The organism is Sphingorhabdus sp., assembly GCF_044239005.1.
GTDB lineage: Bacteria > Pseudomonadota > Alphaproteobacteria > Sphingomonadales > Sphingomonadaceae > Sphingorhabdus_B.
In genome coordinates, this window is the sequence record NZ_JBIICH010000016.1 from 1 (window position 1) to 26,363 (window position 26,363).

Below are 26,363 nucleotides of genomic sequence, written 5' to 3' on the forward strand. Positions count from 1 at the left end.
TTGAAAAGCTTGGTGCAATCGGTGACGTTGTCACTGTGAAGGACGGCTATGCCCGTAACTTCCTGTTGCCAAACAAAAAAGCGCTCCGTGCGAACGACGCAAACCGCAAGGTTTTCGAAGCCAACCGCGCGAAAATTGAAAGCGACAACGCAACCCGTCGTGAAGAAGCGCAAAAGGCTTCTGGCGGCGTCGAAGGCAAGCAGATCGTTCTGATCCGTGCGGCTTCGCAAACTGGCCAGCTTTATGGTTCGGTTTCGGTTAAGGACATCGTTGACGGTCTGGTCGCCCAGGACGCCAAGGTTACCAAGTCGATGATCGTTCTTGAACGCCCCATCAAAACGCTTGGCGTATTTGACGTTAAGGTTGTCCTGCACCCCGAAGTTTCGGTTACGGTTCAGGTCAATGTGGCCCGTTCAGACGACGAAGCCGAGCTGCAGAAGGACGGCGTCAACGTTCTTGAGCAGATGTTCGAAGCTGAACAGGCCGAGATCGCTGCTGAAGCCATTGAAGCGCAGGTTGAAGCCGAAGTCGCTGCCGACGCTGCCGATGCAGCTGAAGCCGCTGCAAACGCAAAGCGCCGCGAAGAGCAAGCTGCTGCCAAGGCTGCTGCTGAAGCTGCCGGTGGTTTGTCGGCCGAGGCTGACGAAGCGTAAGCTTTCGCGACAAGAAAAACAAAAAGCCGCCCCGTCGCAAGACCGGGCGGCTTTTTTGTGCCATTTTCCGTCCGTGCAACACCATTCGTCATCCTGAACTTGTTTCAGGATCTTACTTTTTACTGCACCGTCGAATGAATTAAGACCCTGAAACAAGTTCAGGGTGACGAATGTAGCAATCACAAGGCGCGGGCAGGCTAATTACAAACTGCGTGGTAGCTGTGACGTGCCCGTACGGTTAAAGCCAACCCATGACCGCACCCATCATCATCACCGCCGAAATGGGCAAAGCGGATCAGGCGTGGGCCAATGGATTGCGGCGCGCGCATTATCCTGCCGACCGCAACATGGTCGATGCGCATATCACGCTGTTCCACCATTTGCCCCCAAGCCATATTGCCGGGGTCAAAGCCCGCTTGGCGGCTCTTGCGGCGGAATGTCCCGCGCCGAAGGCCCGTTTAAGTGACCTTATGAACCTGGGTGGCGGCGTGGCTTATCACGTTGAAAGCCCGGAACTCCTCTCGATTCGTGATGCATTGGCCGAAGCGTTTCGCGGCTTGCTGATTCCGCAGGACCAAGCGCGCCCGCGGCTGCACATCACCGTCCAGAACAAGGTCGAACCCGCAATTGCGAAAGCACTCTACTATAGGCTTTCCAGCAATTTTCAGCCCCGATCCTTGTCGATTTATGGCCTCGCTGCTTATTATTATCGCGGCGGTCCGTGGGAACAGATTGGCAGATGGGCATTTCGGGGCTGAATAACGTTTCGCAGCCCTTGACCCATGCACCCCCCACGCTTATAGCGCCGCGTGCTTCCCCGCAAACGCCGGGATTCACGCTTGGATGGCGAAGTAGCTCAGCTGGTTAGAGCGGTGGAATCATAATCCATAGGTCGGGGGTTCAAGTCCCTCCTTCGCTACCATCCTCCCACATATACGATAGACCGGACGGCATCATGAGCTTGCCCGACGCCCAGGCGAGGGCTAAGCTTCGGTTATGAAGGACTGTTCCCAATGCGTTGTACGTAACCGTGCAATTTGCGCCGGCCTCGAACCCGATGAGCTTGATGCGTTGGGGCAGCTTGGCCGCAAGCAGCGCGTGACAAGGGGACAGACGGTTGTTTGGGAAGGCGATGATTCGGTTGTCGTCGCCAACGTCATCGAAGGCGTCCTTAAAGTTTCCATGAGCATTTCGGATGGCCGCGAACAGATTGTCGGCCTTGTCTTCGCCTCTGATTTTATCGGCCGGCCCTTTGGTCAGCAAAACCCCTACAGCGTCACTGCGCTCACAGATGCAGAATTATGCATTTTCTCCCGTTCCACTTTTGACAGCTTCGCGCGGCAGCATCCGGAACTGGAGCATAAGCTGTTGCGGCGGACGTTGACTGAACTTGATCGTGCCCATGAATGGATGTTGCTGTTGGGGAAGAAGACCGCGACGGAGCGCATTGCGACCTTGCTGCTCGAAATGTCTGCGCGCCTTGGTGAGACTGGCTGTTCGGCGGACAAAGGCGCCTTAGATAGGTTTGAATTGCCCCTTGATCGCCAACAAATGGGTGATGTTCTTGGCTTAACCATTGAAACGGTCAGCCGGCAATTATCGCTGTTGAAAGCCGACGGTGTCATTAACTTGCCGGACCGCCGGACGGTGACCATTCACGACCGTGCGCGGCTTCAGCGTCTTTCTGCCGCCACATAAGGCGGTTTTTTATAGTCCGTCCGGCCGGTGCATATGGTGCCAGCGCCAGCGCAAGAAATATGGGTTTAACCGGAGGCTTTAGTCTTTGCCGTTATCCGCAGGGCCGCCGACAAGCACAAAATGCCGGTCGCAATAGCCGCAATCGACATAGCCTTTTTCATCAATCTGAAGCCAGACGCGGGGGTGCCCCAGTGCAGCAGGGATATCGCCGCTGCCGTCGCAAGCAACGCGCGGTTCACGGACTCGGATCGTTTCAGGATTGTTGTTCATGCGCGGCGCGTAGCAAAAGCGCTGCGGGGCTGCAACGGGTCAGAAATAATTGAGCGTGATCGACCAGTTTCCCGAATACACGCCGGGCGCTTGGTTTGCGCCAACCTCAAGCGTGGCACTGCTCAAATAGCCGCATCAATGCATTGCGTGCATTTCATGCTACGCCCGCAATCTGTCATTTCCCGTGATTGCTTAGCTGGGCTGCGTTCGCTATCGCATGCTTATGTCTGAACAAGCTATCTCGATCAAGAATCTCTCTAAAAAATATGCCAGCGGCAAACAGGCGCTGAGTGATGTCAGCTTCGACGTCGCTCAGGGATCTATTTTTGGGCTTCTGGGGCCAAATGGTGCAGGTAAATCCACATTGATCAACATATTGGCCGGGATGGTGATGAAAAGCTCCGGCTCTGCATCGATTTGGGGTTTTGATATCGATGAAAACCCACGCAATGCCAAGGCATCGATCGGTATTGTCCCGCAGGAAATCATGTTCGATCCCTTCTTTACACCCAAAGAAGCGCTTGAACTGCAGGCGGGCCTATATGGCGTGCCCAAGTCCAAGCGGCGGACGATGGAGCTGCTCAAGGCGGTCCGGTTGGAGGACAAGGCGGATGCCTATGCCCGTACATTGTCTGGCGGTATGAAAAGACGGTTGCTGGTGGCCAAAGCCATGGTCCATTCGCCGCCTGTTATCGTGCTCGATGAGCCCACGGCTGGTGTCGATATCGAGCTGCGCCAACAATTGTGGGATTATGTGCTTGAACTGAACAAGCAGGGCGTGACCGTGGTGTTGACCACCCACTATCTCGAAGAAGCCGAACAATTGTGTGATCGCATCGCTATCATCAACCATGGGCAGCTTATTGCCAACAAGCCAACGCGTGAGCTGGTCGGCATGGCCCGGGAAAAGGCGGTTGTTCTGACGCTGGATCGGGATGTTACCGTTGCGCCTACCCATGAGGCGTTTGAAAAATCCGAATTGGTGAATGAGCGCACAATCGAGATTACCTATAACAAAGACCGGATGAATGCGGGCGAAGTGTTGACGACCATTCAGGGACTGGGCCTTGGGATATTGGACGTGACAACCAAGGAAGCTGACCTTGAAGACGTCTTCCTGCGTCTGACAAGCAGTGCATAAATGGACGTCGACGTCCTCATCATCGGATCAGGTGCGGCGGGATTAACCGCTGCGCTGCAGCTCGCAACACGCCGAAAAGTCGCCGTCTTGGCAAAGGGCGCGATATCCGATGGCGCGACAGCCTGGGCCCAAGGGGGCATCGCCGCCGTGCTGGAGCCCGGCGATAATTTCGAAAGCCATATCGAAGATACAATGGTCGCGGGTGCCGGGCTGAACAACCGTGCGACCGTCGAATTTGTCGTCGAAAATGCGCCTGTCGCCATTGAGCGGCTGGCGAAGCTGGGCGTGCCGTTTAATCTTGAGGGCAATGACTGGCACCTGACGCGTGAGGGCGGCCACAGCCATCGCCGCATCGTCCATGTCGATGACGCCACCGGATGGGCAGTGCAGCAGGCATTGGAGGCCGCCGCGAGGGCGCATCCCAATATCGTGCTGGTGCCCGATATGGTCGCCGTTGATTTGATATCGGGCCGCCATCAGGAACGGTTTTCAACCTCAGGCCGCGTCCATGGTGTCTATGCGCTCAACCGCAAGACAGGGCAGGTGGAAGCGTTCACTGCGCGCGCTACGATCTTGGCTAGCGGCGGCGCCGGACGCACTTATCTCTACTCCACCGCACCACGCGGGGCGACGGGCGATGGCATTGCGATGGCGTGGCGCGCTGGCTGCCGCGTATCGAATATGGAATTCATGCAATTCCACCCGACCTGCCTATACAATCTTGAGGTCAAAAACTTCCTGATTACCGAGGCGGTGCGCGGCGAAGGCGGCATATTGAAAAATCCCAAAACCGGGCATCGTTATATGCCCGATTATGACGAACGCGCAGAGCTTGCGCCGCGCGATATCGTTGCCCGCGCCAATGATGCGGAGATTAAGCGCGACGGGTTGGAATATGTCCATTTGGACATCAGCCATAAGCCAGCAGATTTTGTGAAGGGGCATTTCCCGAACATTTATGAAAAGCTAATGGGGCTTGGCATCGACATCACGCGCGAGCCCATTCCCGTGGTGCCAGCGCAGCATTATACCTGCGGCGGTGTTCTGGTTGACCTTGATGGCCGAACCGATGCGCCGGGGCTGTATGCGGCTGGCGAAGTGACGCAAAGTGGACTTCATGGTGCCAACCGCCTTGCGTCGAATTCGCTGCTGGAATGTTTCGTCTTTGGTGACGCCTGTGCGCGCCATATTGATGCCCATTGGGACAGCCTGCCACCACCACCGCCCATCCGCGCATGGGATGAAAGCCGCGTGACGGACAGCGACGAAGAAGTTGTCATTGCGCAATGCTGGCGTGAAATCCGGCAATTCATGTGGAACTTTGTCGGCATCGTCCGCACGACCAAGCGGCTGGAGCGCGCGCAGCATCGTATCGATTTGCTGCGCAGCGAAGTTGCCGATTATTACAGCCATTTCCGCGTAACGCCTGACCTGATTGAACTGCGCAACTTGGTCGAGGTCGCGGCGCTTATCATTCAGTCCGCTTTGTCACGGCATGAAAGCCGGGGGCTGCATTTCACGCTCGATTATCCCGAAACGTTAAAGGAGGCGGTTGATACCGTTTTGGTCCCATGAAAAAACTGCTCCCGCTTTTTGCCTTGGTTGCGCTCTCGCCGGCATATGCAGCGACCCCCGAAGAAACCGCGCGTGAGGTGCTGGCGAAATCCCCCATCATCGACGGGCACAATGATACGCCGCACCAGATTGCGGAATTGTTCGATCGGGATTTCTCGAAATTCAACCTCTCGGCCTTGCCGGCCGATGTGCTTGCCAAAACGCATACGGATATCCGCAATGCGCGCGCCGGTTTCCTCGGCGGACAATTTTGGTCGGTATATGTCGATGCCGCGCTGCCAAAGCATGAGGCGGTAACACGCACCATCGCGCAGATTGACGTCGTGCGGCAGATGATCGCGCGCTATCCAGACAGCTTTGTTTATGCATCGACCGCCGCTGAGGTGGAGCGCGCGATGAAGGCAGGCAAGATCGCGTCGATGATTGGCATGGAGGGTGGGCATTCCATTGGGAACTCGCTTGAGATCCTGCGACAAAGCTATGCGCTTGGCGCACGCTATATGACCATCACGCACAGCCTGACGACCGATTGGGCCGACAGCGCGACCGATGCGCCAAAGCATGATGGTCTGTCGCCATTTGGTTTTGACGTGCTGGCGGAAATGAACCGGTTGGGGATGATTGCGGACATCAGCCATGTGTCAGAGGCAACGATGCATGACGTGCTGGATAAAACCACCGCGCCCGTGCTGTTCACGCACAGCAATGCCCGCGCCATCACACCGCATCCGCGTAACGTGCCGGACTCCGTGTTGAAGCGTTTGCCGCAAAATGGCGGCGTGGTGATGGTTACATTTGTCCCGGGCTTTACCTCGCCCGAACGCCGCCAGTGGGAGTTTGAACGGTCGGCTGTAGCGGGTCGTGCGAAAACGGAATTTTCCGGCAACCCTGTTGGCGAGAAAGCTGCCGTAGACGCATGGATTGCCGCAAATCCACAGCCCAAAGCAACATTGGCGCAAGTCGCTGACCATATCGACCACATCCGCAAAGTTGCCGGCATCGACCATATCGGCATTGGCGGCGACTTTGGTGGTGTCGATGAGCTACCCGTGGGATTGGAAAACGTATCGACCTATCCCGCTCTGTTCGCAGAACTGGTACGTCGTGGCTATTCCAAGAGCGATCTCGCCAAAATCGCCCAAGGCAACGCCCTACGCGTCATGCGCGGGGTCGAGAAGGCGGCGGGGAAATAGCTGTCGCGGCTTTGCGTGATGAGAGAGTTACGCAAAGCCTTCGGACAAATATCGCTCCGCTATTGCGGCGTGGAGGGCGGCTCCGCGGGCCATGACGCTGTCGTCTAGGACCATGCGGTTGGAGTGCAGGCCGCAGCAGGACCGCCAGTCGTCGCCCTCATGTGAAGCGCCCAAGAAGAACATGGCGCCGGGCACCTTCTCAAGGACATAGGCGAAGTCTTCCGCGCCCATGATCGGCGTGTCGAGCGTCAGCCAGCTTTCGGCGCCGAACATATCCTCAACGACGGATTTACCGAATTGAACCGCACGGTCGTCGCAGACGGTGACAGGGAAGCCTTGTTCAATATGGACCTCCGCGCTGCAACCATGGGCAGCGGCGATGCCGGGGGCGAGACGATGCAGCTCCTCCGCCACGCGCGCGCGTGACTGCGGCGACAGGGTCCGGATAGTGCCCAAAAGATGCGCGGTTTCCGGAATGATGTTGTTGGTCGTGCCTGCTGCGATTTTGGCAATGGTGATGACCGCCGGGTTAAACACGGAAATCTTGCGCGTGACCATCGTCTGAATGGCCGATACGATTTCGCAGGCAACAGGTATGGGATCAACGGCGTCATGTGGCATCGATGCGTGGCCGCCCGCGCCCTTGACGGTAATATTCAGGACGTCAGACGACGCCAGCAACGGTCCGCTTCGGCCGCTAAACACACCGCGCGGGGCGTTGGGCATGATGTGCAAGGCAAAGGCGGCATCGGGCAGCGGATCAATCAAGCCGTCGTCGAGCATGAAGCGTGCGCCATGATGGCCTTCTTCGCCGGGCTGGAACATGAATTGTACCGTGCCGGCGAGTTGATCGCGCTTGGCGCATAGCATCTTGGCCGCACCCACAAGCATCGCGACATGGGTATCATGCCCACAGGCATGCATCGCGCCTTCGGTCAGCGAGCTATATTCAAGGCCCGTATCTTCATGGAGCGGCAACGCGTCCATATCGCCACGCAGGAGCACCGTACGGCCATTGGCCGGGCCTTTAAGGGTCGCGATGAGCCCCGTGGTCGATGGCCCTTCACGCAGCTCCAGCGGCAGGCCAGCAAGCGCGGCCTTTATTTTGGCCAATGTCTTGGGGTTTTGCAGGCCAAGCTCAGGCTCGGCATGAATGGCGCGGCGCAGCGCGATCAGGTCGGGAAGGATGTCTTCGGCGTCGTCGCGCCAGTCAGTGCTGATTAAGTCCATAGCTTAACTAGCACCACCCTGGCGCGCCCGACAACTGCCTTATTTTTCCAGACGTACCGTCACATATTGCGTCGGTGCACCGCGGCGTTTGACGCCCAGCAAGATGGCACCACGACCGGCTGCCTTGGCTTCCTTGACGACACCGGCGAGGTCGCCTGCTGCGCTCACCGGCTTGTAGTTTGCCGATACGATGACATCTCCACGACGCAGACCAACCTGCGCACCCGTGCCGGTGCCCGGAACGTCAATAACGACACCCTTTGTATCAGTGGTCAGGCCAAGTGCGCGCGCGATTTCGGCATCCAGCGGAATAACGCTGATGCCCAAAGCATCACGCACGACCTTTGAATCTGGCGTGTCGCTTTGCTTGTCGAAATCCTTGTTTTCCTCAGGGTTGAAACTTTGCGCCAGCTTTTCTTCGGGAGGACGTGTGCCAACGGTTGCGGTCAGCTTCAGCGGCTTGCCTTCACGCAAGATATCCAGCGGAATGCGGGTGCCAGGTTTGATATTGGCGACGATGAAGGACAGCGTCGCTTCAGGCGAAACATCGCGGTCATTGACGCGCAGAACGATGTCGCCTTCTTTCAGGCCAGCCTTATCCGCGGCTTCACCGGCAACAACGCGGGCGACAAATTCACCGCGGTTCTTGTCCAGACCAAGCGCGTCGGCGGTATCCTCATCCACGGGCCGGATGCTAATACCCAAATAGCCACGTTCCGGACGAACGCCCTTTTTCAGGGACTCAATCACAGGAATGGCTTCTTCTGCAGGAATGGCAAATCCGACGCCGATATTCGCACCGACTGGTGAAATCAGGCGGTTGTTGATGCCAACGACTTCGCCCTTGAGGTTGAACAAGGGACCCCCCGAGTTGCCGGGGTTGATGGCGGTGTCGGTTTGAATGAAGCGGTCATATGCGCCACCTGCACCGATGTTACGCTGAAGCGCGGAGATAATGCCCGCGGTCACGGTGTTGCCAAGGCCAAGCGGGTTACCAATTGCAATGACCCAGTCACCCACACGGCTTTTCTTGGAATCGGCCATTTTGACGAACGGCAAATCGGTCGCACGGATTTTGAGCAACGCGATGTCTGATTGTGGATCACGGCCGACGATTTCCGCATCATATTCCTTGCCATCAAACAAGGTGACGGTCACGCGGTCAACCGCGTCGCCCGATGGGCCACCCGCGACGACATGGTTGTTGGTCACGATATAGCCATCGCTCGAGATCAAAAACCCTGAGCCACCGCTTGCTTGATCCTGTGTCACTGGGCGACGTTCGCCGGTTAGCGGGTTAAAGCTGGTCGCGACCTGCACCTTTTTACGTGTGGCGATGTTGACCACCGCTGGCTGCAACTGTGCAGCCAAGTCTGCGAAGCTTGACGGTGCGCCGCCGGGCGCGAGATTAACTTGTTCCGAAACAGCAAGGCCGGTTTGCGCGGTCACGGGATTGTCGTTGACCAAAGCTACGGCGGCACCTGTCATTAAAAGCGCGGTGGTAACTGCATAAGCGTAACGCACGGATATCATTCCTCTCGTATATTCAGTTGGGCAGCAGGCCCGAAAGTCCGCCATTCGATGGCGTGGTAAAGCTTAACGCCAATTGAATGGATGCCATCCAATTGGCCAAGGTCATCCGTCGTTCGACTAACGTCCGGTACGGAATTTCTCAAGATAAGCATTCTGCGGCGACAAGATGATGTTGCTTGACCCCTCGCCATTCTGGAAAGTCTGGCGATAGCTCTGCATGGCGCGATAGAAGTCGTAGAAACCCGGATCCTTGCCATAGCTTATGGCATAGATGCGTGCGGCTTCGGCTTCGGCGTCTGCGCGGATAATCTGCGCTTCTTTCTGGCCCTCGGCATCGATCGCAATCGCTTCCTGATTACGCGCGCTGCGCATCCGGTTATAGGCCGACTGCAGCGTTGCTGCGGGCAAATCCGCGCGCTTAATGCGGACATCAATGACTTCAGCGCCATATTTCTTGGCTTCGCGGTTCAACGCTGTCTGGATATTTTCCATAACTTCGCCGCGCTCGGCACTCAGCAAGGCAACAAAGGTGCGCTTGCCCAATTCGTTGCGAAGCGATGAGCCCAATATTGTCTTCAACTGCTCGCGCAGGCGATCTTCGGTACGGATGGTCCGATACATGACATCCGGTTGCGTGATGCGGAACCGGGCAAAAGCGTCGACTTGCAGACGCAGCTGGTCCGTGGAAAGCACTTCCTGCTGATCCATTTCGACGCTCAACACGCGCTTGTCGACAATCTGGATTTGCTCAACAAAAGGGATGCGGAAGGTGAGGCCCGCGCGCGTTTCGCCAAATCGTTCGTTCGGACGATATTTGTTCACAACGCGGTCAACCTTGCCGTAGCTGCTGATAATCGCTTGTTGTGTTTCGGGGACGATGGTGACCGACATGCTCCACAAAATGAGCGCACCGATACCAATCAATGCCAGATAAATCGGGTTTCTGATGATATTCGTCATCATTGCTTTTTTCCTGTCACAACAACGGGTTCAGCCTTTTGCGCGGCCTTTTTCTGAAATTCAGGGAGCGGAAGGTATGGCGTCACGCCACCGGTTTCGACAATCGTCTTGTCGACCTTGCCAAGCACTTGCTCCATTGTTTCATAATATAGCCGCCTTTTGGTGACTTCGGGCGCTTCACGATATTGCACATAGATTTTGTCAAACTCGGCAGTTTCACCCAAGGCCAACTCGGTAACGCGGCTGGCATAAGCACGGGCGTCGTTCAGATAGCTTTCGCGGCGTTGTTGCGCTGCGTTTACTTCGCGGAATGCATCATTCACTTCCGCCGGTGGGTCTGACTGACGGATTGAAATGCTCTGCACCAACACACCAGAGCGATATTCGTCCAATATCTGCTGCATGCGGCGGCGCACTTCCAATTCGATTGCACCACGGCCGGGGCCAATGGCTTGGGTCAGATCAAAATTCGCAACGGCGGCGCGCATGGCGCTTTCCGCGACTTCCTTGACGGTGCCTTCAGGGCTGTCGAGTTGGAACAGGTATAGCGACGGGCTCTTGATCGACCAGCGGACGTCATAGGCCATATCAATGATGCTCTGGTCTTTGGTCAGGACCAGATTTTCACTGCTTGCCTTGGGCGAACCGATGGAGGTCGTCTGGATCTGCTTGGTATCGATCTTGGTGATACTCTCAATGGGCGACGGCAGCGTGAAACGAATGCCGGGCTGCACCGTGCGGGCAAATTTGCCAAGCTGGGTTACAACGCCTTCTTGTTCCGGGCCAATCCGGTGGATCGTTGACCAAGCGAGCCAGAGCACGAGAAAGCCACCGACGATAATCGGCCACCAGCTTTTGCCATCCGGCCGTTGCGGAAGACCACCAAAGCCACCGCCTTTGCGGCGCAGCAATTCTTCCAGTGATGGGCCACGGGTCCGCGATTGTTTTGCCGCACCTTCCGGTGTCGGGTCCCACGGATTAACCGGATCAGGCTTTGATCGGCCACCTTTTTCATTTGCGTTACCGGATGTACCGGTGTCGTGGGAATCGTCTGAATCCCACGGTCCTTTGCCTTCTATCGCCAAAATATGTGACCCCTGCTCGTCAATTTTTTTGCTCATAAAGTCTATGTAGTAGCGGTTTTTCAGAAAAACAGTGTCAATCCCGCAATTCTGAATCTATTCGGCATGATATGCCAAATATTGAACATTTTTCTGATATAATTTCTGCCGTCGCCGGCGCTCGTGCGAGTGGTTTGAAAATCGCCGATGGCGCGGTTTCGCTTATGCTCGATGTGTCGGGCTTGAACGCGGATGCGCGCACGCAAATGGAAGCCGATGTTCGCAGCGCCGTTGAACGCGCAGGCGCGACGTCGGTTCGGATCATGTTGACGGCGGAGCGGATTACGCCGCGCTTGATCGCTGTGGCCAGCGGCAAAGGTGGCGTGGGTAAATCAACGCTGTCGACGAACCTTGCCATCGCCATGGCGCGGAACGGCCGATCGGTCGGGCTGGTTGATGCCGATATCTACGGTCCATCACAACCACGTTTGATGGGTGTTGAGGGCGTGAAGCCTGAAGCCGAAGGCAAGAATATGATACCCGTAATGGGCGCTGGCGGCGTGCCTTTCCTGTCGATGGGCCAGTTGGTCAATCCGGGTCAGGCCATTGCGTGGCGTGGCCCGATGGCGGGCAATGCCCTGTCGCAGCTTGTCGATGCCAAATGGGGTGATGTGCGCGACATCGTGGTCGATATGCCGCCGGGCACCGGTGACATCCAATTGTCGATGATCCAAAAGCACAAGCCGGTCGGTGCCGTTATCATTTCCACGCCGCAGGATTTGGCATTGATTGACGCCACCCGCGCCATCAGCTTTTTTGACACCGCGAAAGTCCCGATCATTGGGCTCGTTGAAAATATGGCAGGTTATCTCTGCCCGCATTGCGGCGAAATGAGTGATCCTTTTGGTTCGGGCGGAGCCGAAGCCGCGGCAAAGGAATTGGGCATTCCGTTTTTGGGCCGCATTCCGCTGGACATCAAAATCCGCATGGCAAGCGATGCAGGCAACCCACCGGCACTGGATGAAGGCCCCATTAGCGATGCCTATGCCGCAATTGCCCGGCAAGTATCCGCATGGATGGATGCGCCAAAGGCCGCGCCTGCATGACGGAAGACGCAGGGGCAGGCGAAGGCATTAGCCGCCGAAAGCTGCTCATTGGGGGCGGCGCTGGCGTCGGCTTGCTTGTGGCTTGGGGCCTGTGGCCACGCCGCTATACGCCCAATTTACGGACGGTAGAGGGCGAGCATCTTTTCGGACCATGGCTTAAAATAGCCGAGGACGGCAAAATCGTCGTGGGCGTTCCACAAAGCGAGTCTGGCCAAGGCGTGTATACGGCATTGGCGCAAATCGTCGCCGGAGAGCTTGGTGCTGACTGGCGATCGGTGGCAGTGCAACCAGTGCCGCCAAGTCCGATATTTGCAAACACATTATTGGCGCGTGAGTGGGCGCCGGCATTCATGCCCGAAAATCTGTCGCTCAACGCAGATGGCGGTCCCGTTGCCAGCGGCATCAATGAACGCGCGAGACGCGACGTCTTTGTGGTGACGGGCGGATCATCCTCCATAAGGCAGTTTGAACAGCCATGCCGTGAAGCTGGCGCAGCGGCGCGGGCGGTCTTGTGTCAGGCCGCGGCAGCGCGCTGGGACATTTCGTGGGAACAGTGCCAAACGGACCGCGGCTTTGTGGTCTTTGGAAAGAGGCGCCTCGCATTTGCTGATCTTGTCATTGAAGCATCAGAGCTCGCGCCGCCATCGCCGATTCCGCTGAATTCTTCGCCGCGCAACCGCCTTTCGGGCCGTGACGCGCCGCGGCTCGATCTGTCTGCCAAGGTCGATGGCAGCGCAAGCTTTGCGGGCGATATTCGTCTGCCCGATATGCTCTACGCGTCTGTCCGGGGCGGGCCAGCGGGCGACAGTAGGCTGAAATCGGCTAACACAAAAGCGGCACTGAAAATGCGCGGCGTGGTGCAAGTTGTGCGCACCAAAAGCTGGGTTGCCGCAGTGGCAAGCAACTGGTGGGCAGCCAATACCGCGCTCGATGCAATGAAGCCCGTCTTTGCGACAAAAGGCGGCCTGGCGGACAGCCAGAAAATTGGCCAGTCGCTCAACGACGCGATCGCCAAAGGACCCGGCTTCCGTGCCTTCAAATCAGGCGACGTTGACGCTGCAATGGCGCCAGAGACGGCAACGCGCATTTTTAAGGCCGACTATTCGGTGGGTGCGGCGGTGCACGCCCCCATTGAAACACGTTCAGCGACGGCGGATTATCGCAATGGTCGTCTGCAATTATGGATCGCATCACAAGCGCCCCAGGCCGCGCGAGTTGCCGCAGCAAATGCCATTGGCATCGATGTAAATGATGTCGTTCTCTACCCCGTCATGGCGGGCGGAAGCTTTGACCGCAATTTTGACAATGTGATCGCCGCGCAAGTCGCGGTCATTGCCAAGGAAGTGGGCCGGCCGGTGCAATTGGTCTGGTCGCGCCCCGAAGATTTCCTGCGGGATCATGTTCGCACACCGGCGCTGGGCCGTTTATCCGCCGCGATAAATGCCGAAGGCGCAGTGACCGCCATGAGCGTGCGGGTGGCCGCGGCATCAAGCATGCGTGAGCTTGCAAACCGTATCGATGGGCAAAGCGTTGACGCCGCGCGCAAGGCGTCCGCAGGCGAATTTGACGCGCTCGCGGTGCACGGTGCGGAGATACCATATGCCATTCCCAATCTGACGATTGACCATTTTCCGGTGCGCATGCCGGTGCCAACCGGGCCGTGGCGGAGCCTTGCGCACAGCTACAACTGCTTCTTCGTCGAAGGTTTCATTGACGAGCTTGCCCAAAAAGCTGGCGTCGAGCCCTTGTCGTTTCGCATGCAAATGCTTGTCGGCCAGACGCGGCTTGCCCGATGCCTTACGGGCGTCGCCAATATGGCGGGATGGGACGGGGGTGCATCGGGCAGCGGACGCGGGCTTGCGTGCCACAGCATGCGCGGCAGCCACATTGCCGTTATCGTGACGGCGCGTACCAGCGAAACCGGCGTGCGTGTCGACCGTATTCATGCGATGGCGGATTGCGGGCGGCTTATTAATCCCGATCTGGCGCGCCAGCAGATTGAGGGCGGCATTGTGTTTGGATTGGCGCAAGCCTTGGGTTCCACAACCGAATTTCAGGACGGCCTGCCAACCGCCCGCCGTCTGCGTGATGTGGACTTGCCGAAATTGGCCGACGTGCCGGAAATCACCGTTGAATTTGCGCGCAGCGATGCGGCGCCGGGTGGTGTCACTGAACTTGGGGTGCCGCCAGTTGCCCCCGCACTTGCAAACGCTTTATTCTCCGCAGCCGGAATACGTTTGCGTGAACTTCCATTGCTGTCCCGGGGACTATAATGACCTTACCAATTGACCACCCACCCGTAGCGACGCCCAAAGTCGGCGTCCTGCTGGTGAATCTGGGTACGCCAGACGCACCGACGACGTCAGCGGTGAAGCGCTATTTGAAACAGTTTTTGTCGGATCGACGCGTTGTCGAAATTCCGCCTTTGCTGTGGCAGCCAATTTTGCGCGGCATCATTTTGAACACCCGTCCGCAAAAATCGGCGCAGGCATATGCCAAAGTTTGGACGGAAAAAGGATCGCCGCTCGCATTCTTTACAGCCGGACAGGCGGAAGCTTTGCAGGTGCGTATGGAAGGGATCGCCGATGTGCGATATGCCATGCGCTATGGTAATCCGTCCGTCGCTGACCAACTGGCCGCGATGAAAGCGGCGGGGTGCAACCGGATTTTAATTGCGCCATTATATCCGCAATATTCAGGGGCGACGACGGGTACTGTGCTTGATGAGGCATATGCCACGCTCACCGCCATGCGATGGCATCCGGCGATCCGGACGCTGCCGGCTTATCATGATGATGCGCGCTATATCGGTGCGTTGAAATCGTCGATTGAGGCGTCGCTTGCGAAACTGGATTTCGTACCCGACGCGCTTGTGATCAGTTTCCACGGGATGCCGGAACGGACGCTCCATTTGGGCGACCCTTATCATTGCCACTGCCAAAAAACCGCACGGCTTCTGTCGGAAGCCATGGGCCGTGATCTTGTTGTCAGTTTCCAATCCCGTTTTGGGCGGGCAAAATGGCTTGAACCCGCCACCGACGATACGCTGATGAAGCTTGCGCGCGAAGGGACAAAGAAAGTCGCGATCTTTGCGCCGGGCTTTTCGGTCGATTGCCTCGAAACGCTCGAAGAGCTCGCGATGCAAGGGCATGAGCAGTTCGAAGAAGCGGGCGGCACACATTATGCCTATCTGCCGTGCTTGAACGACAGCGATATCGGCATGGATATGCTTGAACAGATTATCGCGCAGGAACTCGCGGGCTGGATCTAATCGTTGGCACAGCGTGGCTGCGGCTTTTTTGTGCTAACGTTTACGGCAACTTGCACTTGTGCCCTTGTGCATTAATCATGGCGGAAATAGCGATGAGGAGAGCAATGCATGTCACGAATTGCGGTGGTTACAGGCGGCACCCGAGGTATTGGCGAAGCGATCTGTTTGAAGCTTCAGGAAAAAGGCCGGATGGTCATCGCCAACTATGGTGGCAATGACGCGGCCGCCAAGGCTTTTTCGGAGCGGACCGGCATTGCGGTGCGGAAGTGGGACGTTGGCGATCATCAAAGCTGTCTGGACGCCTGCGCGGCGATTGAGGCGGAGTTCGGGCCGATCGACATCATGGTCAACAACGCGGGCATCACCCGCGATGCTACGATGATGAAGATGACATTCGAACAATGGGACGAAGTGATCCGGGTCGACCTGACGGGATGTTTCAACATGGCCAAGGCGGTATTTGCCGGCATGCGCGAACGCAAATGGGGCCGCATCGTAAACATTGGCTCGGTCAACGGTCAGGGCGGCCAAATTGGTCAGGTAAATTACGCAGCCGCAAAATCAGGCATCCATGGCTTTACCAAATCGCTTGCTGCCGAAGGTGCGCGCTATGGCGTGACCGCCAATGCAATCGCCCCGGGCTATATCGGCACCGAAATGCTGTCGACCATCCCGGAAAATGTGATGGAAAAGATTGTCGCGCAAATCCCGGTTGGCCGTTTGGGTCAACCCGACGAAATCGCCCGCGGCGTCGAATTTTTGACGAGCGACAATGCAGGCTTCATCACCGGTTCGACTTTGTCGATCAACGGTGGTCAGCACATGTATTGATGGTCGTCGGCGGGTGAGCGACATTTATCATCCGCCCGTAAAGCGCAGCATGACGGTGGCGGGGCATCAAACCTCCATCAGTCTGGAACCGCTTTTCTGGGACGCGTTGAAACGGGCTGCCGAGCAGAAGGATTTGCCCGTCAATGCGTTGGTCGCGCAAATCGATGTTGAGCGTCTGGAATCGGGCACACCCTGCGGATTGGCAAGTGCGATTCGATTGTGGGTGATGGCGAACGCATAAAGGGTTCCGTCACATCGACCTGTCCGGTCGGTTAAAGCCCTGCTTCGACCGCTATTCGGACGGCATCTGCCGCATTCGACGTCGACAGTTTCTTGAACATCAGCATGCGGTGCATCTGGACCGTTTTTTCGCTTAAGGACAATCGATAGGCAATCTGCTTTGTCCGGAAACCGCGGGCCATCTGCTGCAAAATCTCGCGCTGACGGGGCGAAAGCCGGTCGACGATCTGTGCAGCCTGTTGTTGCCGCACCAGCCCAATGCTCTCCTCTTCGGGTAGCACTTCGATTTGGGACCCGACGAACAGTTCAAGATTCCCATCATCGTCGAACAATGGCGCAATCATCACCGCGTTGCGAAAGGGGGATCCGTCTTTCCGGTAGTTAATGAGTTCTGCCAGTGCAGAATGTTGCCCTTGCACTGCCGAGCGCAGCTTTTCCGTCTGGCCATTTTCGGTGTCCGGACCGCGCAAGAAACGGCAGTTGCGACCGATGACTTCGTCTTCTGCATAGCCGGTTAGCGCACAAAAAGCCGCATTCACCGCAATCAGGGGATTGTCTGGCTTGGTGGGGTCGCTGACGACGGTTGCGATGGGGCTAAAGCGGATCGAATCCAAAACTGGATGACGCGTGGCTTGGCTTGGCTTCGGATTCACATTCGATTTCACTTTGATGAGAGATGCCGCAAAAATATCAATGTGGCAACTGTTCCTTGAATGCGACGCTCCGATTCGAATGGCGCTCGTTAGTCTGAGCCCACCCGCTCAACATCCGCGCCGATAAGCTGAAGCTTTTCTTCTAGCCGTTCATAGCCCCTGTCGAGGTGGTACAGCCGGCTCACATGCGTTTCGCCCTCTGCGACCAGGCCAGCGATCACAAGGCTCATAGAGGCTCTCAAATCGGTTGCCATCACAGGCGCGCCCGTCATTTTCTTCACGCCGTGGACAATGGCCGTACGGCCCTTGGTTTCGATATGCGCGCCCATACGGTTGAGTTCGGGGACGTGCATGTACCGGTTCTCGAAAATCGTTTCGGTCAGAACACTTGCGCCGTCCGCCATGCACAGCATGGCCATGAACTGCGCCTGCATATCGGTTGCAAAGCCGGGATATGGCGCGGTTGAAATCGTCAGCGGCTTTAATTTGCCATCGGACGCGATGCGGATCCCGCCGGCCGTTTCTTCCACCGTGACGCCTGATTGGCGCAGCGCATCCAACGTTGCGTCCATTTCGCTCGCCTTTGCGCCGACAAGTTCAATATCGCCGCCGGTAATGGCTGCGGCGCAGGCATAGCTGCCCGCTTCGATCCGGTCGCTCATAACGCGGTATGTGGCGCCATGCAGACGGTCTTTGCCATGAATGATCAGGTCGGATGTGCCGATGCCTTCAATCTGCGCGCCCATCGCGACAAGCAAGTTGCACAGATCGACGATTTCCGGTTCGCGCGCGGCATTGTGCAGAACACATGTGCCCTTCGCGAGGCTGGCCGCCATCAGGGCATTTTCGGTCGCGCCCACGGAAACCACGGGGAAGGTGTAGGTCCCGCCGGGAATCCCTTTTTTGGCGACCGCCTTCACATATCCTGCGGCAACTTCAATTTCGACACCGAATGCCTCGAGCGCTTTTAGGTGAAGGTCGATTGGCCGGTTGCCGATGGCGCATCCGCCCGGCAGCGACACGGTCGCTTCGCCCGCACGGGCAAGCATGGGGCCCAAGACCAGAATCGACGCGCGCATTTTGCGGACAAGGTCATAGGGTGCGATGTTTGTGGTGATACGCGTCGCTTCGAGCGTCATTACGCGGCCGAAATCTTCAGGACGCGATCCGGCAACCGTTGTGGAAATACCGAACTGGTTCATCAAATGCTGAAAACCGTCAATGTCGGCCAAGCGTGGCAAATTGCGCAAGGTCAGCGGCTCGTCGGTCAGCAGTGCGCAGGGTATCAGCGTCAATGCGCTGTTCTTCGCACCTGAAATAGGGATCTTGCCCTTGAGCGTATTGCCGCCGCGTACGATTATCTTATCCATTGCAGGGTATTTAGCGGGAATCGATTGCGGCGCAACTTAGGAATTGGAAGTCACGACGTGGTGAGTGCAATCTCAAGCTGACCCAATCGTTCTTTGCCCCAATATATGTCGTCGCCCACAAAAAATGTCGGGACGCCAAATGCCCCGCGTTTCGCGGCATCTTCGGTATTCGCGATCAATTCCGCTTTCACGGACGGATCCTCGGCCTTGGCGAGCAATGCTGCACTGTCGAGGCCAGCTGCGTCTAGAACCGTCGCGACAAGCTGTGCATCGCCCATGTCCGCGCCATCTTCCCACATCGCCGCCATCACTGCGTCCACATAAGGCGCAAAGCAGCCGAGATGTTGGGCGGCAACCGCGCCGCGCATCAGCTGCAGGGAATTGATGGGGAAGCGCGGGTTCATTTTGAACGGCAGTGCATGTGCTTTGACGAAGCGGTCGAATTCCAGCATCTCATAATTGCGTTTTGCAGGCGTCTCCGCATAGCGCATGAACGGTGCTTGGTTGTTCGTCAGCTTGAACAGTCCCCCCAGCGAGATAGGGATATAGACGGCTTCCGCGCCCGTACGTGCGCAGATATCGGGCAGCATCTTGTGCGCGAGATAGCTGTTGGGCCCGCCGAAATCGAAAAGAAATTGGAAGCTTTTGGTCATCAAAAATTCTCCGTCCATGGCCGTAAATCCATCTCATGCGTCCACGCACTGCGGTGTTGTTTGTGTAATGCCACATATTGCAGGGCAATCGCATCAGGTGACAACACGCCGTCCGCCGCCTTGGCCGCTTCGAAATTGGGGTGAATGCCCCTGATAAAGGCGGTGTCGATGCCGCCATCAATGATGACATGCGCCACGTGAATATTCTTTGGTCCAAGTTCGCGCGCCATTGACTGCGCCAGCATGCGCAGCGCGCCTTTTGCACCGGAAAAGGCCGAAAAGCCGCTTCCGCCGCGGATGCTTGCGGTCGCGCCAGTGAAAATGATTGTTCCCGACTGGCGCTCGACCATCCGGCGCGCCGCCTCTCGTCCCATGAGGAAACCCGCAAAGGCCGCCATTTCCCAAACCTTGCGATAGACTTGGGAAGTCATATCCAGAATTGAGAAGTTCACATTGGCGCCGATGTTGAACACGGCAACCTCAATCGGGCCCACATCGCGCTCAATCGCGTCGACCATTGCCACGACTTCTTCCTCAATGCGCGCGTCTGCTGGATAGGCGCGGGCAGCATAGCCCTCGGCATGAATGGATTTTACCAGCGCGTCCAATTCATCGGCGTTACGCGCACGTCGGTTGACACAAGCGGTGTAGCCTTCGCGGGCAAAAGCCTTTGCAATCGCGCCGCCAGTTGCGTCACCTGCGCCAACGATCAATGCTGCTGCCATATTATTTCTCCTTGCACGACGGGATGACTTGCCAGCCCGGAATTTGCAACCGATAGTCGGTCGATAAAGTCTTGGGAGAGAGTAATGCGTTTGAAATATGGCCTGCTTTGCGCATTTGCACCGTTGCTATTGGCTGCGGCGCCAGCGCAAACGACGGACATCATTCTAACGGGCGGATCGATACTCACCATGGCTGGCGATCAGCCGGAGTTTGTTGAGGCCATATTGCTGCGCAACGGTAAAATCGCCGCTCTTGGCACGCTCGCCTCGGTCAAAAAAGCTGCCGCCAAAAAGGTCGAATTGGTCGACCTGAAAGGGCGCACCGTTCTGCCCGGGTTTATCGATGCGCACGGGCATATGGGCTATGTCGGGCAGAATGCGTCGATGGCGCAATTGCAACCACCGCCCGTTGGGACCGTTAAATCAATTGCAGAGTTGCAGGACGTGCTGCGCCAATATCCACGCCCCGAAGGCATGCCGCTGATTATCGGCAATGGCTATGACGACTCGCAACTCGCCGAGCGGCGCCATCCGACACGGGCGGATCTGGATGCGGTTTCAAGCAACGTTCCGATTTTGATACTGCATGTCAGCGGGCATTTTGCGGCGATGAATTCGGCGATGCTGAAACTGGTCGGCTATACGCCAGAGACGCCCGATCCCATGGGCGGGGTGATCCGGCGTGAGGGCGATGGCAAAACGCCCAATGGCGTGCTGGAGGAAACGGCGCTGTATCCCGTGTTGAAAGTGCTGACACCGCCCAGCCTGGATGCCAGCATTGCGCCGCTGGTGACGGGTGCCAAAATCTATGCCGCCAACGGTATCACCACCGGGCAGGACGGACGGATCATGCCGGAAAGCTGGGCAGCGATGGAGGAAGCGGACAAGCGCGGGCTATTCCCGATTGATGTCGTGGCGCTGACCTCTTTTGAACGTGACTGGCCCGCGGCGGTACGTGCGCGAATTGGAAAGACTTATCCAGCGGGCGGGCATTTGCGCATTGGCGGCATTAAACTGACGCTTGATGGTTCGCCGCAGGGACGCACGGCGTGGTTGAAAGACCCGATACCCATCCCGCCACATGGCCAGAAAGAGGGCTATGCCGGTTACCCCGCGATTGATCTGAAATTGTTCAATGGCAAATTGGCGGATGCCGCACAAAATGGCTGGCAGGTTTTTGTCCATGTCAACGGCGACGCCGCGGCGCAGGCCCTGATCGACGGGGTCCGGGATAATGGTCTGGCGGGTAAGCGCACCATCGCCATCCACAATCAAGTGGTTCAACTCGATCAGCTAAAGGACATGAAGGCGCTGGATATCCAGCCCAGCTTTTTTGCCAACCATACTTATTATTGGGGCGACTGGCACCGCGACGTAGCGCTTGGGCCCAAGCGCGCCGATTTTATCTCGCCACAGGCAACGGGCTGGGCACTGGGGCTGCGCCCGACGGCGCATAATGACTCTCCGGTTGTACCGCCCGACATGATGCGGCTGGTCTGGTCATCGGTGAACAGGCTGACGCAAAGCGGCGACATATTGGGGCCAATTGAGCGGATATCGCCCTATCGCGCATTGCAACAAGTGACGATCAATGCCGCGTGGCAAATTGGAGAGGACGGGGACAAAGGCAGTCTAGCGGCGGGTAAGCGCGCGGATCTTGTCATTCTGGACGGAAACCCGCTGACGGTGAACGCGGCCAACATATACAGCATCAAAGTGGTTGCGACGATTAAAGATGGCAAAACAATATATGGGTCGTTGGGTTCGCCGCGCGAACCATAGGTCCTGACCTTAGTCTTTTTCCAACGTACATTGCAGCGGGTGCTGATTTTTTTGGGCGAAGTCCATGACCTGCGTCACCTTGGTTTCGGCAACTTCATAAGTGAAGATGCCGCACACGCCGACGCCCTTTTGGTGGACATGTAGCATCACGCGCGTTGCCTGATCTGTGTCCATCTGAAAAAATGCCTTCAGCACATGAACGACGAACTCCATCGGCGTATAATCGTCGTTGAGTAGCAGGACTTTATACAGGCTGGGCTTTTGAGTCTTTGGCCGTGTACGCGTGGCAAGGCCGACGCCGGGTGTGCCGCCTGGTTTGTCGTCGTCATCTTGTGCCATATGGATCTGCATCACTCTAAAATAGGTCAGGGTAGGGTGACTGTGCAACCCCTGTTCCATATCAATTTCGTTTGGCCAAAAAGAAACCGCCCTTTCCGCAGGGGAAAGGACGGCTCTTTTATGATTGCGCTAGCGTTTCTCGGTTGCCCACCACCATAAGGAGGAGAGAGAGGGCAGCAGGCGCGAAATGCGCCAGCGCAATGACCTCAGAAAACTTATGCAGCTTTCTTGAAAAGCTCAGTCGTTACCGCGATGCGGTTCGAAATCGGCTGGAACATTTCGTTTACCAGCTTGACCATCGCTTCGGTGTTCTTCGAACCCTGCGCTACTGCAGTGTCAAAGCCCTTGCGCGCCAGTTCACCCTGCAACTTAACGAAATCGGTTGGCGATTTGACGGCAGTCAATTCTTTTACCGCAACCTGAACGTCTTCGAAGTTCTTCTTGGCGAATTCGATGTTGGTCTTGCCCATTTCCTGAGCGCCCTTGGCAACGATCTTGCCAGCTTCAACGATGGCTTCGACGTTGGCTTTGTTGAATTCAACGGCTTCAGCCGCGAACTTCTTGCCTTTTTCAGTCGCTTCGCTTGCCTTTTCGCGCACGTCAGCGAAAAACTCGGTCGCTTTTTCAGCGGTGGCTTTTACAGTGTCAGTCATATTCGTCACTCCTTGAGCAATCGGTTCAGATCCAACAGACACGGCTTTCTTCGCCGGTAAAGCAGCAGGTTTCGCAACCTTCTTCTTTGCAACGGTGCTTGGTGTAGCTTTCGCAGGCGCAGCCTTCGACGCCGTTGGTTCAACGGTTTCAGTCGAAGACGTAGCTGCTAATTTGCGTACCATGGCGTGCACCATTTCTGTTGTGTTGCAGTGCACAATAAAGATTCGTGCACGCACTGTCAACAAAAATGTTGCACTGCACAATAATTTGAATTGGCGCGTTAATCCGCCAATGTCAGGCGTTCAAAACGCTCATAATGATGGTCAGCAGAACCAAATTGGCTTTCGATCATCGTTGCGCGTTTGAAGAAATGACCGATGGCCAGTTCCTGCGTGATGCCGATGCCGCCATGCGTTTGAATGGCGCTTTGGCCCACGAACTTCGCTGCGCGCGATACCTTCGCCTTACATGCCGATACCGCAGCCATACGCTCTGCCGCCGGCAAATCGAGCTTCAAGGTCGCCATTGTCGTCATGGATTTTGACTGTTCAACTTCCATGAACATATCGACCATGCGGTGCTGCAACACTTGGAAGCGCGAAATGGGCTGGCCGAACTGGTTACGCTGCCGCGCATATTCGAGCGTGCCCGAATGCAGCTTGGCGGTGACACCGCAGGCTTCTGCACAGACGGCAACAGTTGCTTCGTCGACAATGCGTTCGATCAGCGGAAGGCCAGCGCCCTCATCACCCAACAGCGCGTCACCGGGGATCGCAACATTTTCGAAATAGACTTCAGAAGCCTGGAAACCATCGACGGTTGGATAGTCGCGGCGCACGATGCCAGCGGTATTTGCGTCAATCAGGAACAGCGATACGCCATTGGCTTCGCTGCCTGAACCGCCGGTACGGGCGGTGACCAGCAAATGCGTTGCCCAAGGGGCCGCGTAAACCACACCCTTATGGCCGTTCAGCACATAGCCTGCGCCGTCTTTCTTCGCTGTCGTGCGAATGTTCGCAAGATTATAGCGACCCTGTGGTTCCGCATAGGCAAATGCGATGATGACGTTGCCGCCAATGATTTCTGGAATGACGGCATCGGCAATCGCGCCGCCAACAGCCTTCAACGCACCACCGCCAAGAACGACGGTCTGCAAATAGGGCTCGATCGCGATGACCTTGCCCAATTCTTCCATGATCAAAGCATTTTCGAGGTGACCGCCGCCAAGTCCGCCATGGGCTTCGCTAAATGATGCGCCGAGCATGCCGAGATCTTGCGCCAGTGCCTTCCAGATGCCGGCGTCACGTCCGCTGCCGCTGGCAATCATCTTGTTGCGGCTGTCAAAGTCATACGTGTCCGCCAGAAAGCGGCTCAGGGTTTCGCGGATCATGTCCTGCGTTTCGGTGTAGCTGAAATCCATTATAATTATCCTGTCCAGTGGTCCGTCATGCTGAACTTGTTTCAGCATCTTAATGTCAACGTTGCGCATTAAGACCCTGAAACGCGTTCAGGGTGACGGCAAAATTTTAGATTAAATACCCAGCACCATCTTGGCGATGATGTTGCGTTGGATCTCGTTGGAACCACCGTAAATCGTCGTCTTGCGGGTGTTGAAATAGGTCGGAGCAGCGCGATGCGCGTAATCCGGACCAATTGGATGTTCGTTGTCGCCTTCGCCAAATCCGCGGAAATAGGGCGCGCCATAATGGCCGACCGCTTCCAATGCGAGTTCGGTAATCCGCTGCTGGATTTCAGAGCCCTTGATTTTCAGCAGGCTGGATTCTGGGCCAGGGCCCTTGCCCGCTGCTTCGCCGGCAAGGCTACGTAGTTCGGTGAATTCCAATGCGGTCAGATCGATTTCAAGTTCCGAAATCTTGCGCTTGAAAAATGGGTTGGCGATCAATGGACGGTCACCGTCCTGCTCTGTGCGGGCAATGGATTTGATCTTCTCAACGCCACGCTTCGAACGGGCAACGGCGGCGATGCCGGTACGCTCATGCGCCAGCAAGAACTTGGCGCAGGTCCAGCCCTTGTTTTCTTCATAAATGCGATTGGCAACGGGTACGCGGACGTCTTCCAACCATACTTCGTTGACTTCATGTTCGCCGCCCAAAGTGATGATCGGGCGAACGGTTACGCCGGGCGTCTTCATGTTGATGAGAAGGAAGCTAATGCCTTCCTGCGCCTTGGCATCGGAATCGGTGCGGACGAGGAAGAAGCCCCAGTCTGCATATTGCGCCATCGTGGTCCATGTCTTTTGACCGTTCACGACATAATGGTCGCCATCGCGGACGGCCTTTGTGCGCAGCGAAGCAAGGTCAGAACCTGCGCCAGGTTCCGAATACCCTTGGCACCACCAATCGTCGCCGGACAAGATGCCGGGCAGGAATTGTGCTTTTTGTTCCGGCGTGCCGAAGGTGTAGATGACAGGTCCTACCATCGATAGGCCAAAGGGCATGGTGCCGACGCAATCCGCCGCGGCGAGTTCTTCGGACCAGATGAAACGTTGCGTTGCGGTCCAGCCAGTGCCGCCATATTCGACAGGCCATGCTGGCGCGATCCAGCCTTTTTTCGCAAGAATGCGATGCCATGACAGAAAATCTTCTTTCGAAAGATCATGCCCTTCGTCTTGCACCGAACGGAGATTCTCGGGATAATTTTCGGCGATGAATGTGCGCACTTCCTGCTGGAAGGCGATTTCTTCGGGACTGAATTCCAGTTGCATCACGATTCTCCTAAAAATAGCTGAATCAGAACTAGTGAACGTTTACGTAAACGTCAACTGAATCTCATCGCGCTTTTACATAGCTACCCGGGGCAGATTCCAGTGCCTTCAACGTGCCTTCGCCGGGTATGCGGGCGCCCGTGGCAGGGACTTTATCGTCACCCTTGTCCAGCAGCCAAACAAGCCAATCCGGCCACCAGCTGCCCTTGGTTTCGGTGGCGCCGTCGATGAATTCTGCGAGCGAGCCTGCGTTGCCTTCGTTCGTCCAATATTGATATTTGTTTTGCGCTGGAGGGTTCACCACGCCCGCAATATGTCCGCTGCCCGCCAACAGGAATTTGACAGGGCCGCTAAAGTGATCCTGCAGCTTCCGAACGCTTTCGGCAGGCGCAATGTGGTCTTCACGTCCGGCCTGAATATAAGAAGGCGTTTGCACGCGACGCAAATCAATCGGCGTACCCAGCGCAGATAGGCTATCCGGCTCAACCAGACGGTTATCGCGATAGAGGTCCGCCAGATAGGCTTTGTGCCATTTTGCGGGAAGATTGGTGACGTCGCCATTCCAGTGCAGCAGATCGAACGCGGGGTAATCTTCACCCAGCAAATAATTTTTGACGACCGTCGACCAAATCAGGTCCTTGCCGCGCAGCATGTTGAACGTCAGCGCAAGGAAGCGACCGTCCAAATAGCCATGCGGTGC

At 56.7% G+C, this 26,363-nt stretch carries 26 protein-coding genes, 1 tRNA gene and 1 pseudogene; 13 read left to right on the forward strand and 15 right to left on the reverse strand.

The annotated features are described in order from the left end of the window. From rplI to ACILQA_RS02385, 4 genes are all read left to right on the forward strand, one after another. Window positions 1–653: 50S ribosomal protein L9 (gene rplI / locus ACILQA_RS02370; RefSeq protein WP_395628247.1), on the forward strand; the 653-nt coding region annotated here is incomplete at its 5' end. 251 nt (window positions 654–904) lie between these two features. Next, window positions 905–1,411 (forward strand): 2'-5' RNA ligase family protein, encoded by a 507-nt coding sequence (locus tag ACILQA_RS02375; RefSeq protein WP_395628248.1) that lies wholly within the window; start codon window positions 905–907, stop codon window positions 1,409–1,411. Between the two features lie 87 nt (window positions 1,412–1,498). Further along, window positions 1,499–1,575 (forward strand) — tRNA-Met (locus ACILQA_RS02380). 74 nt (window positions 1,576–1,649) lie between these two features. Further along, entirely contained in the window at window positions 1,650–2,351 is a 702-nt protein-coding gene (locus ACILQA_RS02385; protein WP_395628249.1) for a Crp/Fnr family transcriptional regulator, read from the forward strand. Between the two features lie 78 nt (window positions 2,352–2,429). On the opposite strand, the gene ACILQA_RS02390 is transcribed toward ACILQA_RS02385, so the two are convergent. Then, window positions 2,430–2,621, reverse strand: coding sequence for a zinc-finger domain-containing protein (locus tag ACILQA_RS02390; RefSeq protein WP_324479532.1), 192 nt, complete (start codon window positions 2,619–2,621; stop codon window positions 2,430–2,432). A gap of 39 nt (window positions 2,622–2,660) precedes the next feature. Next, window positions 2,661–2,747, reverse strand: coding sequence for a DUF4402 domain-containing protein (locus ACILQA_RS02395; RefSeq protein ID WP_395628265.1), 87 nt, complete (start codon window positions 2,745–2,747; stop codon window positions 2,661–2,663). Between the two features lie 97 nt (window positions 2,748–2,844). Here ACILQA_RS02395 and ACILQA_RS02400 point away from each other — a divergent pair, with 97 nt between their 5' ends. From ACILQA_RS02400 to ACILQA_RS02410, 3 genes are read left to right on the forward strand one after another with little or no spacing between them, the layout of a single operon-like run. Continuing rightward, complete coding sequence (locus ACILQA_RS02400; RefSeq protein WP_395628250.1) at window positions 2,845–3,762, forward strand: ABC transporter ATP-binding protein; 918 nt, start codon at window positions 2,845–2,847, stop codon at window positions 3,760–3,762. Further along, window positions 3,763–5,337, forward strand: a complete 1,575-nt coding sequence (gene nadB / locus ACILQA_RS02405) for an L-aspartate oxidase (protein ID WP_395628251.1) — start codon at window positions 3,763–3,765, stop codon at window positions 5,335–5,337. Continuing rightward, window positions 5,334–6,530 (forward strand): dipeptidase, encoded by a 1,197-nt coding sequence (locus tag ACILQA_RS02410; RefSeq protein ID WP_395628252.1) that lies wholly within the window; start codon window positions 5,334–5,336, stop codon window positions 6,528–6,530. The genes nadB and ACILQA_RS02410 overlap by 4 nt, the downstream gene beginning before the upstream one ends. Window positions 6,531–6,557: 27 nt before the next feature. Here the strand turns inward: ACILQA_RS02410 and ACILQA_RS02415 are convergent, their stop codons facing one another. From ACILQA_RS02415 to hflK, 4 genes are all read right to left on the reverse strand, one after another. Beyond that, window positions 6,558–7,760, reverse strand: coding sequence for a M20 family metallopeptidase (locus ACILQA_RS02415; RefSeq protein WP_395628253.1), 1,203 nt, complete (start codon window positions 7,758–7,760; stop codon window positions 6,558–6,560). 39 nt (window positions 7,761–7,799) lie between these two features. Beyond that, window positions 7,800–9,293, reverse strand: coding sequence for a trypsin-like peptidase domain-containing protein (locus tag ACILQA_RS02420; RefSeq protein ID WP_395628254.1), 1,494 nt, complete (start codon window positions 9,291–9,293; stop codon window positions 7,800–7,802). Window positions 9,294–9,410: 117 nt separating this feature from the next. Then, a complete protein-coding gene (hflC, locus tag ACILQA_RS02425; RefSeq protein WP_395628266.1) occupies window positions 9,411–10,253 on the reverse strand; it encodes a protease modulator HflC in 843 nt (280 codons plus the stop codon). Beyond that, window positions 10,253–11,374 (reverse strand): protease modulator HflK, encoded by a 1,122-nt coding sequence (hflK, locus tag ACILQA_RS02430; protein WP_395628255.1) that lies wholly within the window; start codon window positions 11,372–11,374, stop codon window positions 10,253–10,255. The genes hflC and hflK overlap by 1 nt, the downstream gene beginning before the upstream one ends. 71 nt (window positions 11,375–11,445) lie before the next feature. Here hflK and ACILQA_RS02435 point away from each other — a divergent pair, with 71 nt between their 5' ends. From ACILQA_RS02435 to ACILQA_RS02455, 5 genes are all read left to right on the forward strand, one after another. Further along, on the forward strand, window positions 11,446–12,420 hold the full coding sequence (locus ACILQA_RS02435; RefSeq protein ID WP_395628256.1) for an Mrp/NBP35 family ATP-binding protein: 975 nt from the start codon (window positions 11,446–11,448) through the stop codon (window positions 12,418–12,420). Then, window positions 12,417–14,693 carry a molybdopterin cofactor-binding domain-containing protein gene (locus ACILQA_RS02440; protein WP_395628257.1) on the forward strand — a complete coding sequence of 759 codons (2,277 nt, stop codon included), beginning with the start codon at window positions 12,417–12,419 and terminating at the stop codon, window positions 14,691–14,693. Before ACILQA_RS02435 ends, ACILQA_RS02440 begins: the two co-directional genes overlap by 4 nt. Beyond that, window positions 14,693–15,691 (forward strand): ferrochelatase, encoded by a 999-nt coding sequence (gene hemH, locus ACILQA_RS02445; RefSeq protein WP_395628258.1) that lies wholly within the window; start codon window positions 14,693–14,695, stop codon window positions 15,689–15,691. Before ACILQA_RS02440 ends, hemH begins: the two co-directional genes overlap by 1 nt. A 108-nt stretch (window positions 15,692–15,799) precedes the next feature. Beyond that, window positions 15,800–16,522 carry an acetoacetyl-CoA reductase gene (phbB, locus tag ACILQA_RS02450; RefSeq protein ID WP_333569295.1) on the forward strand — a complete coding sequence of 241 codons (723 nt, stop codon included), beginning with the start codon at window positions 15,800–15,802 and terminating at the stop codon, window positions 16,520–16,522. A 13-nt stretch (window positions 16,523–16,535) separates the two neighbouring features. After that, window positions 16,536–16,763, forward strand: coding sequence for a ribbon-helix-helix domain-containing protein (locus ACILQA_RS02455; protein ID WP_324479543.1), 228 nt, complete (start codon window positions 16,536–16,538; stop codon window positions 16,761–16,763). Window positions 16,764–16,794: 31 nt separating this feature from the next. Here ACILQA_RS02455 and ACILQA_RS02460 read toward each other — a convergent pair whose 3' ends face one another. The 4 genes from ACILQA_RS02460 to ACILQA_RS02475 all read right to left on the reverse strand — a co-directional run bounded on the left by ACILQA_RS02460 (window position 16,795) and on the right by ACILQA_RS02475 (window position 20,163). Next, window positions 16,795–17,415, reverse strand: a complete 621-nt coding sequence (locus ACILQA_RS02460; RefSeq protein ID WP_395628259.1) for a LuxR C-terminal-related transcriptional regulator — start codon at window positions 17,413–17,415, stop codon at window positions 16,795–16,797. 89 nt (window positions 17,416–17,504) lie between these two features. After that, a complete protein-coding gene (murA, locus tag ACILQA_RS02465; RefSeq protein ID WP_306063644.1) occupies window positions 17,505–18,785 on the reverse strand; it encodes a UDP-N-acetylglucosamine 1-carboxyvinyltransferase in 1,281 nt (426 codons plus the stop codon). 50 nt (window positions 18,786–18,835) lie between these two features. Next, complete coding sequence (locus tag ACILQA_RS02470) at window positions 18,836–19,456, reverse strand: 2-hydroxychromene-2-carboxylate isomerase (RefSeq protein ID WP_395628260.1); 621 nt, start codon at window positions 19,454–19,456, stop codon at window positions 18,836–18,838. Next, a complete protein-coding gene (locus tag ACILQA_RS02475) occupies window positions 19,438–20,163 on the reverse strand; it encodes an SDR family NAD(P)-dependent oxidoreductase (protein ID WP_306063642.1) in 726 nt (241 codons plus the stop codon). The genes ACILQA_RS02470 and ACILQA_RS02475 overlap by 19 nt, the downstream gene beginning before the upstream one ends. Window positions 20,164–20,247: 84 nt before the next feature. Between ACILQA_RS02475 and ACILQA_RS02480 the strand changes: the two genes are divergently transcribed. Continuing rightward, on the forward strand, window positions 20,248–21,945 hold the full coding sequence (locus ACILQA_RS02480; RefSeq protein WP_395628261.1) for an amidohydrolase: 1,698 nt from the start codon (window positions 20,248–20,250) through the stop codon (window positions 21,943–21,945). Window positions 21,946–21,954: 9 nt separating this feature from the next. Here the strand turns inward: ACILQA_RS02480 and clpS are convergent, their stop codons facing one another. The 5 genes and pseudogenes from clpS to ACILQA_RS02505 all read right to left on the reverse strand — a co-directional run. Then, window positions 21,955–22,284, reverse strand: a complete 330-nt coding sequence (gene clpS / locus ACILQA_RS02485) for an ATP-dependent Clp protease adapter ClpS (protein ID WP_395628262.1) — start codon at window positions 22,282–22,284, stop codon at window positions 21,955–21,957. A 215-nt stretch (window positions 22,285–22,499) separates the two neighbouring features. Further along, window positions 22,500–22,937 (reverse strand): phasin family protein, encoded by a 438-nt coding sequence (locus ACILQA_RS02490; RefSeq protein ID WP_395628263.1) that lies wholly within the window; start codon window positions 22,935–22,937, stop codon window positions 22,500–22,502. A 281-nt stretch (window positions 22,938–23,218) separates the two neighbouring features. After that, entirely contained in the window at window positions 23,219–24,358 is a 1,140-nt protein-coding gene (locus tag ACILQA_RS02495; RefSeq protein WP_395628264.1) for an acyl-CoA dehydrogenase family protein, read from the reverse strand. Window positions 24,359–24,469: 111 nt separating this feature from the next. Continuing rightward, entirely contained in the window at window positions 24,470–25,663 is a 1,194-nt protein-coding gene (locus ACILQA_RS02500; protein WP_333569286.1) for an acyl-CoA dehydrogenase family protein, read from the reverse strand. A gap of 64 nt (window positions 25,664–25,727) precedes the next feature. Beyond that, window positions 25,728–26,363 (reverse strand): annotated as a pseudogene (locus ACILQA_RS02505) (class I poly(R)-hydroxyalkanoic acid synthase); the annotation flags it as partial.

What these genes read in the sequence shown, in the direction of transcription:
- ACILQA_RS02490 (WP_395628263.1), bottom strand. Translation starts at nt 22,937, where the DNA reads ATGACTGACACTGTAAAAGCCACCGCTGAAAAAGCGACCGAGTTTTTC.
- phbB (WP_333569295.1), top strand. Translation starts at nt 15,800, where the DNA reads ATGTCACGAATTGCGGTGGTTACAGGCGGCACCCGAGGTATTGGCGAA.
- hemH (WP_395628258.1), top strand. Translation starts at nt 14,693, where the DNA reads ATGACCTTACCAATTGACCACCCACCCGTAGCGACGCCCAAAGTCGGC.
- ACILQA_RS02375 (WP_395628248.1), top strand. Translation starts at nt 905, where the DNA reads ATGACCGCACCCATCATCATCACCGCCGAAATGGGCAAAGCGGATCAG.
- clpS (WP_395628262.1), bottom strand. Translation starts at nt 22,284, where the DNA reads ATGGCACAAGATGACGACGACAAACCAGGCGGCACACCCGGCGTCGGC.
- ACILQA_RS02470 (WP_395628260.1), bottom strand. Translation starts at nt 19,456, where the DNA reads ATGGACGGAGAATTTTTGATGACCAAAAGCTTCCAATTTCTTTTCGAT.
- ACILQA_RS02410 (WP_395628252.1), top strand. Translation starts at nt 5,334, where the DNA reads ATGAAAAAACTGCTCCCGCTTTTTGCCTTGGTTGCGCTCTCGCCGGCA.
- ACILQA_RS02480 (WP_395628261.1), top strand. Translation starts at nt 20,248, where the DNA reads ATGCGTTTGAAATATGGCCTGCTTTGCGCATTTGCACCGTTGCTATTG.
- nadB (WP_395628251.1), top strand. Translation starts at nt 3,763, where the DNA reads ATGGACGTCGACGTCCTCATCATCGGATCAGGTGCGGCGGGATTAACC.
- murA (WP_306063644.1), bottom strand. Translation starts at nt 18,785, where the DNA reads ATGGATAAGATAATCGTACGCGGCGGCAATACGCTCAAGGGCAAGATC.
- ACILQA_RS02415 (WP_395628253.1), bottom strand. Translation starts at nt 7,760, where the DNA reads ATGGACTTAATCAGCACTGACTGGCGCGACGACGCCGAAGACATCCTT.
- hflK (WP_395628255.1), bottom strand. Translation starts at nt 11,374, where the DNA reads ATGAGCAAAAAAATTGACGAGCAGGGGTCACATATTTTGGCGATAGAA.
- ACILQA_RS02385 (WP_395628249.1), top strand. Translation starts at nt 1,650, where the DNA reads ATGAAGGACTGTTCCCAATGCGTTGTACGTAACCGTGCAATTTGCGCC.
- ACILQA_RS02420 (WP_395628254.1), bottom strand. Translation starts at nt 9,293, where the DNA reads ATGATATCCGTGCGTTACGCTTATGCAGTTACCACCGCGCTTTTAATG.
- ACILQA_RS02475 (WP_306063642.1), bottom strand. Translation starts at nt 20,163, where the DNA reads ATGGCAGCAGCATTGATCGTTGGCGCAGGTGACGCAACTGGCGGCGCG.
- ACILQA_RS02435 (WP_395628256.1), top strand. Translation starts at nt 11,446, where the DNA reads ATGCCAAATATTGAACATTTTTCTGATATAATTTCTGCCGTCGCCGGC.
- hflC (WP_395628266.1), bottom strand. Translation starts at nt 10,253, where the DNA reads ATGACGAATATCATCAGAAACCCGATTTATCTGGCATTGATTGGTATC.
- ACILQA_RS02390 (WP_324479532.1), bottom strand. Translation starts at nt 2,621, where the DNA reads ATGAACAACAATCCTGAAACGATCCGAGTCCGTGAACCGCGCGTTGCT.
- ACILQA_RS02440 (WP_395628257.1), top strand. Translation starts at nt 12,417, where the DNA reads ATGACGGAAGACGCAGGGGCAGGCGAAGGCATTAGCCGCCGAAAGCTG.
- ACILQA_RS02400 (WP_395628250.1), top strand. Translation starts at nt 2,845, where the DNA reads ATGTCTGAACAAGCTATCTCGATCAAGAATCTCTCTAAAAAATATGCC.
- ACILQA_RS02495 (WP_395628264.1), bottom strand. Translation starts at nt 24,358, where the DNA reads ATGGATTTCAGCTACACCGAAACGCAGGACATGATCCGCGAAACCCTG.
- ACILQA_RS02500 (WP_333569286.1), bottom strand. Translation starts at nt 25,663, where the DNA reads ATGCAACTGGAATTCAGTCCCGAAGAAATCGCCTTCCAGCAGGAAGTG.